A 16683-nucleotide genomic window follows, 5' to 3' on the forward strand; every position below is an offset into this window, starting at 1 on the left:
ATGAAAAATTCACTGATATCTTCCACGCTATCGGAATTGTTAATAAGGCGAAAAGAAGAAAAGGAGAAGGGCATCACCTTTATCGGGGCGGGGAATAAGGAAGATTTCATGTCTTATTATCAGTTGTATACCGCTGCTTTATCATGGTTAGGCTATTTGCAGGACAGTGGTATGGCACCTGGTGATGAGCTGGTATTGCAGGCAGAAGATAGTAAAACATTCCTTCAGCTTTTCTGGGCCTGTATCTTAGGGGGTATTCTTCCTGTCCCTGTTTCGGTAACGCATTACAGCGAAAATGCACAGAAATTATTTAAGATAAAAGCGTTTTTGAAGCGGCCTTATCTGTTTACGAGCCAAGCGCATTATGAGAAATTATGTGCGCACGACTATACAGATGAAACCGGTCAGGTACTGCGTTTTGATCGGGTATTGTTTTTAGAAGACAGCCATGAAACAAGTGCTGTTGGGAAGTTACATCCTGTTACGCCCGATTCCGTTGCGTTTATTCAGTTTTCATCAGGTTCTACCGGGAATCCGAAGGGCGTGGTGCTTACGCACAGTAATCTGCTGAGTAATATTCAGGCGGCTTTATCGGCGCATGGCTGTACGGAGAATGATCGTTATTTAAGCTGGATGCCGCTTACCCATGATATGGGGCTGATCGGGTTTCACCTGTATCCGCTGGGGTTGGGTTTGCAACATTATCTGATACCCACCGACCTGTTTATCAGGAATCCGTTGCTGTGGATGCAAAAAGTGTCGGAGCACCGGGCTACGATCATTTGTTCACCTAATTTCGGTTATAAATATTACCTGAACCAGTTTACGCCGGATAAAGCGAATGGGCTCGACCTTTCTTCTGTACGGATCATTTTAAATGGCGCAGAGCCGGTGTCGGCAGCCTTATGCCGGCATTTTATGACTACCCTGGGAGCATTCGGTTTACGCTCACAGTCCATGCGGCCGGGATACGGCCTGGCGGAAGCCACGCTGGCAGTAACATTCCCGCATATCGTTACTACCATTGAAAGTGTGTATGTGCGCCGGAGTGCCTTAATGATAGGGCAGTATGTAATAGAAAATGACCTGGCAGAACAGGAAGGCAGCAATGACCTGGCAGAGGTGGTAAACCTGGGACCGACTATCGGCGGGGTGGCTGTGAGGATAACCGATGAGCAGGATGTGGACCTGCCTGAAGGGCATTTAGGGATTATCCGGATCGGCGGCGCCGCTGTTACCCGGCAATATTACAACAATGAAGCAGCAACCAGCGCAGTGATCAATGATGAAGGCTGGCTGAACACAGGGGATACCGGCTTTTTATGGAAAGGTTGTTTGTTTGTAATAGGAAGGGTGAAGGATATCATTTTTGTCAATGGGGTAAATGTATATCCACATGACATAGAGCAAACGCTGGAACAGCTGGAAGGAATAGAAACCGGAAAAGTGGTGGCCTGTGGGGTCGCTGATGAGGACACAGGGTCGGAAGCTGTCATCGTTTTTGTGGTATATAAATCTTCGGTCCGGAAATTTTTACCCCTTGCCACCGCCGTGAAAAAGTTTGCTGCCGCTATGCTGGGGCTGCAGATAAAGCATGTGCTGCCGGTGAGGAAAATTCATAAAACGACCAGTGGAAAAGTAAAGCGGTATTTATTTTCTGAAGAATATCAGCGTGGTATATACGATGAGGTAATAAGGGAATTAGAACAGGAAGGTAAGATGGCCGCGGCGGAAGCAGTACCGGTGACTGCTGCTGCTTCCGTAGATGATGCCTACTATGGAGAGATGCGTGAATGGTTGCAGCAATGGCTGCGGCAGCACCTGCATCTGACCGGACAGGACCTGGCCACTGAAAAACCTTTTGCGGCGCACGGCCTGACCTCTATGCAGGGCGTGAAGCTGGCTGCTGACCTGGAGGCCTTTCTACAGGTAACGGTAGACAATACCATTGTTTATAATTTCCCAACAGTAGATAGTCTGGCGAAACAGCTGGCGGGTTTCCTCCGCGAAAAAAGGCAGGAAAACGAAACCGTGCGCAACAAGAAGCGGCAGGAGAGAGAGCCGATCGCTGTAATAGGGATGGGGTGCCGGTTTCCGGGAGATATCCATACCGCTTCCGCATTCTGGAAGTTCCTGTGTGACCAGGGGAATGGTATTTCCGCTATTCCCGCCGATCGCTGGAATGCAGCAGCATATTTTGATGCTGATGAGGACGCGCAAGGTAAAATGTATACACGTGAAGGCGGTTTTTTAAAACAGGTAGATCAGTTTGATCCTGTGTTTTTCGGTATCTCTCCGAAGGAGGCGGCTGCCATGGACCCACAGCAACGATTATTGCTGGAAGTCTGCTGGGAGGCGCTGGAACATGCAGGGATCAGGGCATCGGAACTAAGGGGAAGCAATAGCGGCGTATTTGTGGGCATGGCCACCGATGATTATCAGCATCTCATTCTTGACCGGATGGATGTGGGGTATTTTGAAGACACCTTCAGAGGCCTGGGTGTAGAGAGAAGTATTGCGGCAGGCAGGATTGCCTATGCGCTTGACTTTCATGGTCCGGTGATGCAGTTGGACACTGCCTGTTCTTCTTCTTTGTTAAGTGTGCATCAGGCATGCATGAGCCTCATGCAAGGGGAATGCTCCCTGGCATTGGCCGGTGGGGTAAACCTCATGCTAACGCCGGATACGACGATTAGATTATGCAGGATGAAGGCGCTATCGCCAACGGGCGCCTGCAAAACTTTTGATGATAGCGCAGATGGTTATGTGAGAGGAGAAGGGGCGGGCGTCGTGGTATTAAAGCGGTTAAGTGATGCCGTAGCGGATGGCGATAATATCCTGGCGGTGATTAAAGGCTCAGCGGTTAATCATGATGGTTTAAGCAATGGGCTGACGGCACCCAATGGCGTGGCGCAGCAGCAATTGATGGAACAGGCCTTACGGAATGCCGGCGTCGCTGCAGATACGGTACAATATGTAGAAACACATGGCACAGGCACACGCCTGGGCGATCCTATAGAAGTGCGGGCGCTACAGGCGGTATACGGTCGTTCCCGTTCCGCAGCGCAGCCTTTGATAGCAGGAGCCGTAAAAACCAATATAGCGCACCTGGAAGCCGCCGCCGGTATAGCGGGGCTCATAAAAACAGTGCTGTGCCTGCAACATCAACAGATTCCGGCAAGTCTTCATTTTCAAGTGCCTAACAGGTTCATTCCCTGGAAGGACATGGCGGTGAAAGTGGCCGATCGCCTGCTGCCCTGGGAGGTGACCACCGGAAAAAGAAGGGCTGCTGTCAGCGCTTTCGGCCTGAGTGGCACCAATGTGCATGTGATACTGGAGGAGGGAGAGAAAACTGATACAACACAACAGGCGCCTACATTACCATCCTATCCTTTATTGCTGTCTGCCAAAACACCTGCGGCATTGCAGGCGCTGGCAGAGCAATATATCACATTGCTGGAGCAGTCATCCGGACCATTAAGTGCTATTGCCTATAGCAGCGCTGTTACCAGGGACGTTTTCCCACATCGTGTAGCCTTTGCAGGTAGTACGACCGCTGACGCCCTGAATTATCTCAGGGCTTATATCCAGGGGACCGCACACAGGGAGCTGCAGCAGGGAAATGCCACCGTTCCGGCAGGGAAGCTGGTTGGGCTGTTTACGGGGCAGGGATCGCAGTATTGGCAAATGGGGAAAGCGCTCTACGAACACAATAAGGTATTTAAAAAAGTAATAGACCATTGTGATGCCTTCCTGAAAACGAGGTGGAATAGCTCGCTGGTATCCCTGCTGTACGACGGGGACCAGGAGGCGGGAGAGGCATTGTTGCGGCAAACGTTATATACACAGCCGGCATTATTTGCGGTGCAATGTGCGCTGGCGGAAGTTTGGAAATCGTTGGGCGTATCTCCGGATATTGTTACCGGCCATAGTGTGGGGGAATATGCGGCGGCGTATGTTGCCGGGGTATTTAGCCTGGATGACGGCCTGTTATTGGTTACAGAGCGGGCCCGCCTGATGCATTCCCTCGAAGAGAAAGGCAGTATGGCATTGGTATTTGCAGCGGAAGCAACCGTCGCGGAAATGATCCGCCCGTATGGAAGGGACATCGCTATCGCGGCGATTAATGGCCCTGCATTAACAGTGATATCCGGGAAGGTGGAAGTTGTATCCATCATACTGGCTGCCATGAAGCAGGCCGGTATCAATACCAGGATGCTTCCGGTTTCTCAGGCATTTCATTCTCCCCTGCTGGAACCGATGATAGCGGCGTTCCGGAATGTAGCGGCTGATATCCGTTATCACCTGCCGGTCATTCCGTTGATTTCCAATGTAACAGGGGAAGTGGTGACCGATGAAATCACGCACGCAGCTTATTGGTGCAAACATATTCTCTCTCCTGTGCTTTTCTCAAAAAGTGTTGAAACCATAAAGGTATTGGGCGGGGAAGTCATGTTGGAGCTGGGTCCTCAGCCCAGCCTGCTTACGCTGCTACAATTAACATTACCCTGTGAAGAGAACAATTTGCTGGCCAGCATGCAGCAGGGGCAATCTTCCTGGGACGTCTTTTTACACAGTTTACTGGCGCTATACACCAAAGGATGGCCTGTTAAGTGGGACCGGTTGTATGCTGGTCCGGGTTATCAGCGGGTGCAGTTGCCTTTCTATCCGTTCCAGCGACAGCGGTATTGGCTGGATGACGTTGAAAAGAAGCAGACAACCGTAGTATCAACACATTCAAAAAGTATGAATGGAAATAAATCAGCAGATATGAAAGCGAATAGTTATAACGAGATACTGGCATACCTGTCCGGCATTTTGGGTGATCTCCTGAAGTTGTCTCCGGCCGATATTAATATACATACCCGTTTTCTGGAGCTGGGCGCTGATTCAGCCATACTGGTCAGTATGATGCGAAGGGTGGAGAAACATTATGGACTGAAGCTATCTGTGCGGCAATTATTTGAAGAAATATCATCACTGGAGCTGATGGCCGGCTATATTGCAGCGGAGGTGCCGGTTGCAGCAGTGGAATCCTTTGCAGCACCCGACGTTCCGGAGGTGGTGGCCCCATCGGCCACGGTGGTGGCGCCTGTCAGGAGTAATGGCGCACCATCAGCCGCGGTATCTGCCGATGATCATCTGCTGATGCAGCGTCATCTGGATATCATCGAGCAACAGATGCAATTGTTGGCCCGGAAAACAACTACTGTGCAGGGGCTGAATGGCGGCATAGCGGAACATGCCATAGTAAATCAGCCGGCAAATAATAACGGGCATGATCATTCACCTGCATTAAAAAATGGTAATGGTAAGGTATATCCGCCAAAAAAACACGCCTCCATTTTTCCTAAGATAGAAAAGCAAAATGGACAGGCTGCTTTTTCAAAACAACAACAGGACTACCTGGACGCTTTTATACGCCGGTACAATCAAAAAACCAAAACCTCCAAAGCGCTGACGCAGCATTACCGGCCGGTATTGGCAGATAACCGTGTAGCCATGGGCTTCCGCTTTTCTACCAAAGAAATGCATTATCCGTTGCAGGTGGAGTCTTCTTTCGGATCAAAAATAACGGACGTAGATGGAAATGAATACATTGACCTGGCCATGGGATTTGGGGTTAACCTGTTGGGGCATCGTCCTGCCGTGATAACGGCAGCGGTAGAACGACAATTGCATAAAGGTTTGCAGTTGGGGCCGCAATCACCATTAACGGGCGAAGTGGCTAAACTCATTGCGGCATTTACGGGCATGGAAAGGGTGAGTTTTCATAATTCCGGCACAGAAGCCGTGATGACGGCTGTCAGAGCAGCAAGGGCTGTTACCGGGAAGAACAAGATCGCAATTTTCAAAGGCGCCTATCACGGGCATTTTGATGGTACCCTGGCCGTTCTGGAAGATATAGAGAATGGTCATCATGGGGTGCCGCTAACGCTGGGCATTTTAGACAACATGATAGCGGATGTGTTGATGTTTGATTATACCCATCCGCAGGTGGTAAAACAGATACAGGCCTATGCGCATGAGCTGGCGGCAGTAGTGGTGGAGCCTGTGCAGAGCAGAAACCCCGGTTATCAGCCCAAAGTATTGTTGCAGGAGCTGCGGGCCATGACCGAAGCTGAAAATATTGTACTGATATTTGATGAGATGATCACGGGCTTCCGCGTTCACCCCGGAGGCGCACAGGCTTATTTTGGCATATCAGCGGATATGGCCACTTACGGAAAAATAGCCGGGGGCGGCTTGCCAATAGGAATCGTGTCCGGTAAACGCCGGTTCATGGATGTACTGGACGGTGGCGTATGGCAATATGGAGATGAGTCTTATCCACAGGCAGATACGACCTATTTCGCCGGCACCTTTTGTAAGCATCCGTTAAGTATGGCGGCCGCTTTGGCTTTGTTGACCGAATTAAAACAGCAGGGACCTGCCCTGCAGGAACAGTTGAACGCACGTACTGCCCGTTTGGTGAATGACATAGCGGCTTTCTTCCGGCAGCATGAGGTGCCTATGCAGGTACATCATTTCGGGTCGCTGTTCCATTTTGCCAGTCATGTTAATATGGACCTCTTCTTTTATCATCTGCTGGAAAAAGGGGTGTATATATGGGAAGGCAGGACCTGTTTTTTATCTACTGCACATACGGAGGAAGATATCAATTTTATAGCAAGGGCTATTAAAGAGAGTATCCGGGATTTGCAGGGCGCAGGATTTTTAGTAGCGCCTGTTGCTAATGCGTTGCCGGCGCAAATATCACTTTCATCGGCAGAGAAGCAGCATTATTCAGTGTTGCCGCCCATTGAGGCAGTATTGTCAAGACCATCTCATATCCCATTGTCGTATAGCCAGGAACGTTTGTGGTTCATCGACCAGCTGGGAGGAAGTGTACCTTATCACATACCGGCAATTTTAAGGCTAAAAGGGAAACTTAATCAGGAAGCGTTGGTATATGCATTGCAGCATATTGTAAATCGCCATGAAGTACTGCGCACCGTTATCCGGCAGCAGGAAGACGAAAGCGGGGATACTTATCAGCAGGTGCTGGACAAAGATAAATGGGAGCTGGTAACGATTGCCGGAGAGGCCTATCGTACAGACCCGGCAGCATTGGAGGAATTGATTGTTTCTCTGGTCCATGCGCCTTTCGACCTGTCGAAAGACCATATGCTGCGCGCGCAGCTGATCCGTTTGTCAGCCGGGGGAAACGAGCATATCCTGGTGATAACCATCCATCATATTGCATTTGACGGAACGTCTGCCTATATCTTATTCGATGAATTGCAGACTTTATATGATACTTACCTGGAGGGCCATTCCTCTCCCTTGACGCCAATGGAGGTACAGTATGCGGATTATGCCATCTGGCAGCGGAAATATTTATCCGATGTGGTATTCGCTGACGCATTGCGTTACTGGAAAGAGAAACTGGCAGGAACAGCAACGTTGAACCTGCCAACAGATTATATACGTCCGGCCGTTCAGGGCGCGCGTGGCGCCAAGCGGAAAATATGGCTGGACGAGGAGTTGACACAGCAATTAGAGGCACTTTCCCGGCAGCATGGCGCCACACTTTTCATGACGTTGCTGTCTGTTTTTAAAGTGTTGTTATATCGTTATTCCGGGCAGGAAGATATTTGTGTAGGAAGCCTCGTGTCCGGAAGGATGCGGGAAGAAACAGCTACACTGGTCGGTTATTTTATCAATACGATCGCCTTGCGCAACAACCTGGCAGATGACCCGGCTTTCACTTCGCTTTTGCAGCAGGTGAAAAATACCACGCTGGATGCTTATCGCCATCAGGAAACACCATTTGAGAAAGTACTGGAAGCGGTGGTGAAAGAAAGAGCCCTGAGCGGAACGCCTTTGTTTCAGGTGATGTTTGTATTCCAGAATACCCCTGAAACACCGGATATCAGCCTGAAAAATCTGGCCATATCCCAGGAGGAAATTAAACACAGCACCACTGCTTTTGATTTAACTTTTTCAATTGATAAAGGCGCGGACGGATTGAACGGGTTTATAGAATATGCGGCAGACCTGTTCAGTGAAGCTACCATCAACCGTATGGCGGACCACTTTGAACAACTGTTGCGATCTGTGGTGCAAACACCTGCTGCCCGTATAGGTACATTATCTCTGTTGAGTGCGGCAGAAGAGCGCGAATTGCTGATAACGTTCAATGATACCAAAGCTGAGTGGCCTCAGCATAAAACCATGCCGGCCCTGTTTGCTGAGCAGGCGTTACTAACGCCAACGGCTATCGCAGTAAGTGACGGACAGCACCAATTATCTTACCTGGAGCTGGATGACCGCTCCGGTCAATTAGCCCATTACCTGAAAAGCAAAGGAGTGGGCAGGGACATGCTGGTACCTGTTTGCATGGACCGGTCGACGGACATGCTGGTGGCCATATTAGGCATCATGAAGGCCGGTGGGGCATATGTGCCTGTTGATCCGGAGTATCCGGCGGCGCGGATCTCCTATATACTGAAAGATTGTAACGCACAGATTGTTATCAGCAGTACCGCCTGCCGGCACAAAATCCCTGCTGATGCGGTAGTGGATCTTATTGTGACAGACAGTATCCGGGACATCATCGCACAACAGCCTACTGAAGCACCGGTTGCCAGGCCTGCACCAGGTGACCTGTGTTACGTGATCTATACGTCTGGCTCAACGGGCACTCCGAAAGGCGTGATGATAGAACATGGAGGTATGCTGAATCACCTGTTTGCCAAAATACATGACCTGAAAATAGATCAACATTCGATCATCGCTCAAACAGCCTCTTTTACCTTCGATATTTCAGTATGGCAGATGTTTGCCGCCTTGTTATGCGGAGGGCAGACGATTATCTATCGTGATGAGCTGATCTATCATCCTACTGCACTTATTAAAGCCGTTGATGATCACCGGGTGACCATTTTGGAACTGGTACCTTCTTACCTGTTATCGCTACTACAGGAAGAGCCGGAAGTGACTTTACAGCATTTGAAATTCTTACTCCTGACCGGGGAAGTGGTCAGTCAGAACTTACTGGCCCGGTGGTTTGGTCATCCCTGCTATGGCGCCATCCCGGTGGTAAATGCCTATGGTCCAACGGAGGCATCGGATGATATCTGTCATCACCTGATGTATCATTTGCCGGAAGGCAGTAGTGTTCCCTTAGGGAGACCTGTGCAAAATCTTGCTATTTATATATTAGACCGTGAAGGGAGATTATGTCCTCCGGGAGTACCGGGTGAGATATGTGTGTCAGGTATTGGGGTGGGTCGTGGCTACCTGAATCTTCCGGCATTGACAGCGGAGAAATTTGTCAGTGACCCGTTCCGCACAGGTGAGCAGGTGCGCATGTATCGTACCGGTGACCTGGGAAAGTGGCTGCAGGACGGCACTATCGGCTACCTGGGCAGAATGGATGAACAGGTAAAGATCCGTGGTTACCGGATAGAGCTGGGCGAGATAGAAAATGTACTACAGCAATGCGCCTCCGTAAAAGCGTCGGTGGTAGTGGCCGGAGCAGATGATCAGGGTAATAAACGGCTGATAGGCTATGTGGTGCCGGATGGTGTTTTTGACAGGGATAACGTGTATGCTTATCTGAAAAGTAAACTGCCCGACTACATGGTGCCGCCGGTAATCGTGGAACTGGAGCAGTTGCCGCTAACGGCTAACGGCAAGGTAGATAAGAAAGCCCTGCCGCAGCCATCGGGAGAGGCACTGTTAACGAGTGAACGGGTAGCGCCGCGGAATGAAATGGAACAAACCTTGGCCGAAATATGGCAGGAGCTGCTGGGAGTACAACGGATAGGGGTATACGATAACTTTTTTGAACAGGGGGGACATTCTTTGTTATCGATGCGCCTGAAAGTGGCACTACGCAAAAAAATAGGGGTAGAGTTGTCTGTAAAAGAGCTGTTCCGGTACGTGACGATCGCAGACCTGGCCGCTTATATACAACAGCAGGGCCAAACCAACACCTTGTCGCCGTCTATTGAAGTGCATGAGCGTCCTTCCCGTATCCCGCTTTCCTTTAACCAGGAGAATCTGTGGTTTATGGACCAGCTACGGGGCAGCACGCAATTTCATATGCCGGAGGTGATCCGGCTGAAGGGGCAGCTTAACCGCAGCGCGCTGGAAGACGCTTTCCGGCAAATCGTGAACCGCCATGAGGTGGTCCGCACCGTGATCCGCCAGGATGCAGGAGAAGGCGCTTACCAGTTTGTGCTGGACAAAGATCAATGGCAGCTGAATGTAACAGAGGACCCTTTATACCAATACGACCAGGCCGCCTTGCAAGCCTATATACAGGAGCTGATCCTTTTACCGTTTGATCTGTCAGTAGATCATATGCTGCGCGCACACCTAATCCCCCTCCGGGAGCAGGAACATCTGTTGATCGTGACCATGCATCATATTGCGGTAGATGCCTGGTCGTCCGGTATTATCGTCGGGGAATTAGTAGCATTATACAGTGCCTACGCTGAAGACCGCGTTCCGCAGATGAACGCTCTCCCGGTACAATACGCTGATTATGCCATATGGCAACGTGCGCATCTGTCAGGAGAAAAGTTAGCTCAACAACTGGGTTACTGGAAAGATAGATTACAGGGCGTGGTGCCATTGAATATGCCATCGGATTATGCGCGGCCCGTTATTCAAAGTAACAGGGGCGCCCGGATAGAAGGGTTTATCATTGACCGTACACTGACGGCACAATTACAGCAACTGAGCCAGCAGCAAGGGGTAACGCTTTTTATGACATTATTGTCTGCTTTCAATGTGTTGTTATATCGCTACAGCGGGCAGGAAGATATCTGCATCGGTACACCGATAGATGGCAGAATGCAGCAGGAATTGGAAGGACTGATCGGCTTTTTTGTCAATACGCTGGTCCTGCGCAGTGACCTTGGTAATAAGCCTTCATTTGCGCAGCTGTTGCAGCAGGTAAAACAAACCACACTCGAGGCATATGATCATCAGGAAGTACCTTTTGATAAGATAGTCGATCAGGTGTTGACAAACAGGGACCTGAGCCGTCATCCTTTGTGCGATGTGGTTTTCTCTGTACAGAATGCCGCAGACGTATCTGCTTATCGCTTAGGGGAGGTGCAACTGATAAGAGAAGCATTTGAACATACCACCGCTACGGTTGATATTAATTTTTCTGTAGTGGAACGTCCGGACGGCTCGCTGGTGGCTAACATTGAATATTGCTCGGACTTATTCAACAAAGAAAGGATGGAACGCATGCTGGGGCATTTTGACCAGTTATTGCGCGCCGTTGTGGTTACACCGGATGCAGCGATCGGATCGTTAAACATACTGACTGCCGCAGAGGAGCAACAGCTGTTGATCTCCTTTAATAATACAGCAACAGCTGACACACTTCCGGCGAATAAAACAGTAGCGGATATATGGGAGGCGCAGGTGTTAAAAACACCGGACGCGGTGGCAGTTGTATTTGAAGACGAGGTTTACACCTATCGGAAACTGGATGAGCGAGCCAATCAGCTGGCACACTACTTAAAACATAAAGGGGTACAGGAAGAAACGCTGATACCCATCTGTCTGGAGAGAAGTGCGGACCTGATCATCGGTATATTGGGCATCATGAAAGCCGGCGGAGCATTTGTTCCGATAGATCCGGCCTATCCTGATGACCGGAAGGCATATATGGTAGAGAACACAGCTGCGCAGGTAATGGTGAGTAACAGCATACACCGCTATGGACTACCATTAAAAGAACAGGATATTATTATTGAGCTTGACAATGACCTGGAAAGCATTCAGCAGGAACCTGTGACAGCGCCGCAGCGCTCACTTCATCCGGGCCACCTGGCGTATGTCATATATACCTCCGGCTCCACCGGCAAGCCCAAAGGCGTCATGATAGCGCATGCCGGTTTGGTAAATGTATCCCTGGACCATATCCGGGAGTTCTCCATGACAGCGGCCGACCGCTATCTGCAATTTATGTCGCCGGCTTTTGATGGCGCTATACTGGACATATTCAGCACTTTGTTGAGTGGGGCATCGTTAATATTACCAGGTAAAGCTGTATTGAAAGATAGCGAGAGCTTTATAGCATTTGTTGCAAAACATCAGGTGACCCTGTTTACGATCACGCCTTCTTTCCTGTCTATTCTTAATAAGGCGGATCTGCCGGGCGTACGGACCATTGTTTCTGCCGGTGAAGCAGCCATAGCAGAAGATGCGCTTTATTATGCAGGCTTTAAGAATTTCTACAATGGATATGGGCCATCAGAGATAACGGTGAATGCTACTTTATTTAAAGTAAGTAATACCACGGCAAATAACAGGAACATTCCCATTGGGAAGTCAAGGTCTAATAAACGGGTATTTATATTGAACAGTGAAATGCAGTTATGCCCGATAGGAGTGGCAGGAGAGATCTGCATAGGCGGTGTTGGTTTATCACGCGGATATCTGAACCGCCCCGATCTGACAGCGGAAAAATTTGTGGCCGACCCGTTCAGTGAAACAGCCGGCGCCAGGTTGTATAAGTCGGGCGACCTTGGCAAATGGCTGCCGGACGGAAATATTGAATACCTGGGACGGGTGGATGACCAGGTAAAGATCCGCGGTTATCGCATAGAACTGGGTGAGATAGAGAGCGTGTTGCAGGAATGCGGCCTGGTTAGCCAGGCGGTGGTGCTGGCAAGCGCCGATCATGCCGGCAATGACGGGGAACAGGAACAACACAGGCCCCGGAAGCTGGTGGGGTATGTAGTACCCGCTGGTACTTTCGACAGAGAAGGCATCCTCGCTTATCTCAAAAACAGATTACCGGACTATATGATACCGGCCACACTGATTGCCTTGCAGGAGTTTCCGCGTACGGCAAACGGTAAGGTCGATAGAAAAGCTTTGCCTGATATGGATGCTGTGGAAACGGCAGAAGAAGAGAGCACCTATATCGGTTATCGTAATGAGATAGAACAAGCGATGACGGAAATATGGGAGGATTTACTGGGGATAGAACGGATAGGCATACACGATAATTTCTTTACACTGGGGGGAGACTCTATCATCACTATTCAGGTAGTAAGCCGTGCGCGGCAATTGGGGTATGAAGTACAGGTGGGTGACCTGTTTGAGTATCAAACGATCGCACAACTGTCTGCTCACCTCCTGGTGCCGGAGCAGGAAACTGTATCCGGAGAACAGGCTGTGATAAGTAACAGTGGCCTTTTACCAATTCAACAATGGTACCTGGACACTAGCAATCCTTTGGAGGTACATTATAACCAGAGTGTTTTATTGACGGTAGAGAAAAGCGTAGTGCCGTCCAGGTTATCCGCTGCGATAACCACGCTGATGCATTACCATGATGCGCTCCGGTTCGTGTACAACAGGGGAGAAAACGGCTGGGAGCAGGTATACGGCAGTTATGAAGGAGCGCTGGAAACAGTAGACCTACAGGGGGTGCCGGCTGACAAACTGGAAGAAGCCATCACACAGCATGGCAATCAGTATCAGCAAAGTCTGGACATCAGCAAAGGCCTGCTGATACGTGCGGTGCTGTTGTTGACACCACAGGAAACCTCCCATAACCGATTGTTATTAGTGATTCATCATTTGGCTGTAGACGGCGTGTCCTGGCGCATTTTGCTGGAAGATCTGTCATTGTTATTGCAGAATGACACATCGGATAACGACAACGTACTGGGTAAAAAGAGCGATGCATACAGCGCGTTTTATGACGCATTGGAGAATTACAGTCAGCGTCGCCGCTTGTCTGACCAACGGCTTTACTGGGAGCGGGTAGTACAGGCATATGTACCGTTGCGGACAGATCATGCGTATGACGACAAGGTGACGGTATCGGACATGGGCAAGCATACTGTGAAATTAAGCGCGCTGCAAACACACCGCTTGTTACAGGAAGCTCCTCATGCCTATCACACAGAGATAAACGACGTGTTACTGAGTGCGCTGGCAATTTCCCTGTCAGCATGGAACGGGCATTCAACGGTATCCATCGGCCTGGAAGGCCACGGCCGTGAAGATGCTATCCTTGGAACAAACACCCATCACACAATAGGCTGGTTCACCAATACCTATCCTGTTGTGCTGGAAGTTCCGGCAACAAAGGCTGCGGGTGCTTTATTAAAAGACATAAAAGAACAGCTGCGCCAGGTGCCGGACAAGGGAATAGGATACGGGGTGCTGAAGTATATCAGCAAAATGGATGCCTTGCAGGGTAAGGAACCGTGGGACATCGTGTTTAATTACCTTGGTCAGTTAGACAATATTGCAAACGGAAAAGGATACCTGGAGCTGGCGCCTGAATCACCGGGAGCAACGGTAGGAGAGCGGCATCCGTTAACACAGAAGATATCTGTTAATAGTATTGTGCAGCGTGGAGAACTGGTACTGGAATGGGAGTACAGTGTTAAACATTATGAACCTGCTACGATAGAGCAGCTGGCCGCTGCTTATATAACACAACTGGAATTATTGATCACGCATTGTGTATCACGCAAAATGTTGCCGTCTGTATACACGCCTTCAGACTATGGATTGAGTGCTGTAACAGACAATGCAACCTTAGACGCCTTTTTGGACGCCGAATACCGGGGAATGCCGCGCCGTAGCCAGGTGGCGGGTCTATACCGGTTGAGTAGCTTACAGGAGGGATTACTGTTTCACGGGCTGTATGACAAACGTGCAGGTGGATATACCAATCAGTTCTCCTGTGAGATAAAGGGTCTGGAAGAAGGCCTGTTCCTGCAAAGCTGGGAGTACCTGCTGCAGCGTCATAGTATTTTACGCAGCGGATTTTATCACGACGAATTTTCAGTTCCCGTGCAAGGGGTATACCATGAAGTAGCACTGCCGGTATCGGTACTGGATTATCGTGGTAGCAGTGAAGCTGCACAGGAAGAAGCATGCAGGGAATATGCCCTGGCTGATCGCAATAAAGGATTTGACTTCAGCGAGCCGCCATTGATGCGTATCAGCCTCGCACGATTGGAAAATGACCGCTATTGGTTGCTCTGGACCTTCCATCATATTTTGCTGGACGGGTGGTCGTTACCCGTATTGCTGGAAGAGTTGCTGCATATTTACGAAGGCCTGTTAACAGGAAAGGCAATATCAGCAGGTGCCACGGACCACTACAGTGATTATATCCGTTATGTGGACCGTCGTGATAAAGAAAGGGATGAGCAATACTGGCGCAACTATATGAAAGGAACAGAGGCGGGTTGCCTGTTGCCGTTCATAGATACCACGGAAGAACGCACCAAAGGGATTGGCACTTATCAGGAAGTGGCGCTGCTGCTGGATGCCGCTACCACCGAAAAGATCGTGCAATATGCGCAACGCAACCAGGTGACACAGAATACCCTGATGCAGGGCGTATGGTCGTATCTGTTATGTCGGTATTCAGGTGGTAATGATATCACTTTTGGGGTGATGGTGTCAGGCCGCCCCGATAGCTTGCCGGACATAGCACAACGGGTGGGGCTGTATATAAATGTGCTGCCGTTGCATGCGACATTGGATGAGTCGCACAATATAACTGAATGGTTGCAGGAACTGCAGTCGGTGCAATTGCAAAGCCTGGAGTACCAGTATACCGCGTTGAAGGATATACAGCGCTGGACAGGCGTTGGTGGCGATTTGTTTGACAGCCTGATGATATTTGAGAACTACCCGGTAAGCAAAGTATTAACGGCCCAATCCTGGCAATTACAGATAGATAAGGTAAGAGCGGAAGAGCATAACAATTATCCGCTGAGTATTATGATAGAAGCCGGTGAAGAAATCAGTGTCCGTTTCTCCTATAATACAGCATTGCTGGAAACGGCTTATGTGCAGCGGATAGCAGACCATTTCAAACAGGTACTGTTACAGATAACAAAAAATGTTGCCCGGTTTAAAGACATAGCGTTGTTGACAACAGGAGAACGCGAACAGTTACTGACCTCCTTTAACGCCACCACAACGGCTTACCCGGAAGATAAAACCTTTGCGGACCTGTTTGCCACGCAGGTATCGTTGCATCCTGGCGCGGTAGCCGTGGTATACGAGGAGCATAGTTTGACTTATCAGGAGCTGGATGAGCGCTCCAACCAGGTGGCCCATTACCTGAGCAACCTTGGGGTGAAAGCCGATAGTCTGGTCCCGGTTTGTATAGACCGTTCGGCGGATATGCTGGTGGCCCTGTTAGGTATTATGAAGGCCGGCGGGGCGTATGTGCCGCTGGACCCGGATTATCCCCTGGAAAGGATCCACTACATGTTGAAAGACAGCGGTAGCAATATCGTTGTCAGCAGTCGGGCCCATGAGCATAAAATAAATGCCGCGGGTATCACACCGGTGTTATTAGATGGCGTAGGAGATGAAATAGCCCAGCAGCCGGTTACTCCCTTGAGATTAACAGCCAAGCCTGACCATCTGGCTTATGTGATCTATACTTCAGGTTCAACGGGCACGCCCAAGGGAGTGATGATAGAACATCAGTCGCTGCTGAATTTCCTGTTGTCTATGAAAGACAGGCTGGACCCGGCGGCGGCCATCAGTTTACTGGCCGTTACCACCTACTGTTTTGACATCGCTTACCTGGAACTGTACCTGCCTTTACTGACAGGAGGCAAAGTCATTATCGCTTCAAAATCCACAGCAGCAGATGGCTTTAAGCTGGCGTCA

Annotated in this window: 1 protein-coding gene (running past one end of the window); it reads left to right on the forward strand. The window is 49.8% G+C overall.

The genetic code is table 11. From position 1 onward, the window contains the following. A protein-coding gene (locus ICL55_RS34685) for a non-ribosomal peptide synthase/polyketide synthase (RefSeq protein WP_188106617.1) crosses the window boundary here: on the forward strand, positions 1–16683 show its 5' portion. It continues 12918 nt past the right edge of the window; 16683 of the gene's 29601 nt are visible here — the first part of the coding sequence; its start codon is at positions 1–3; its stop codon lies beyond the right edge, outside the window.

Source organism: Chitinophaga varians (assembly GCF_014529945.1).
Lineage (GTDB): Bacteria > Bacteroidota > Bacteroidia > Chitinophagales > Chitinophagaceae > Chitinophaga > Chitinophaga varians.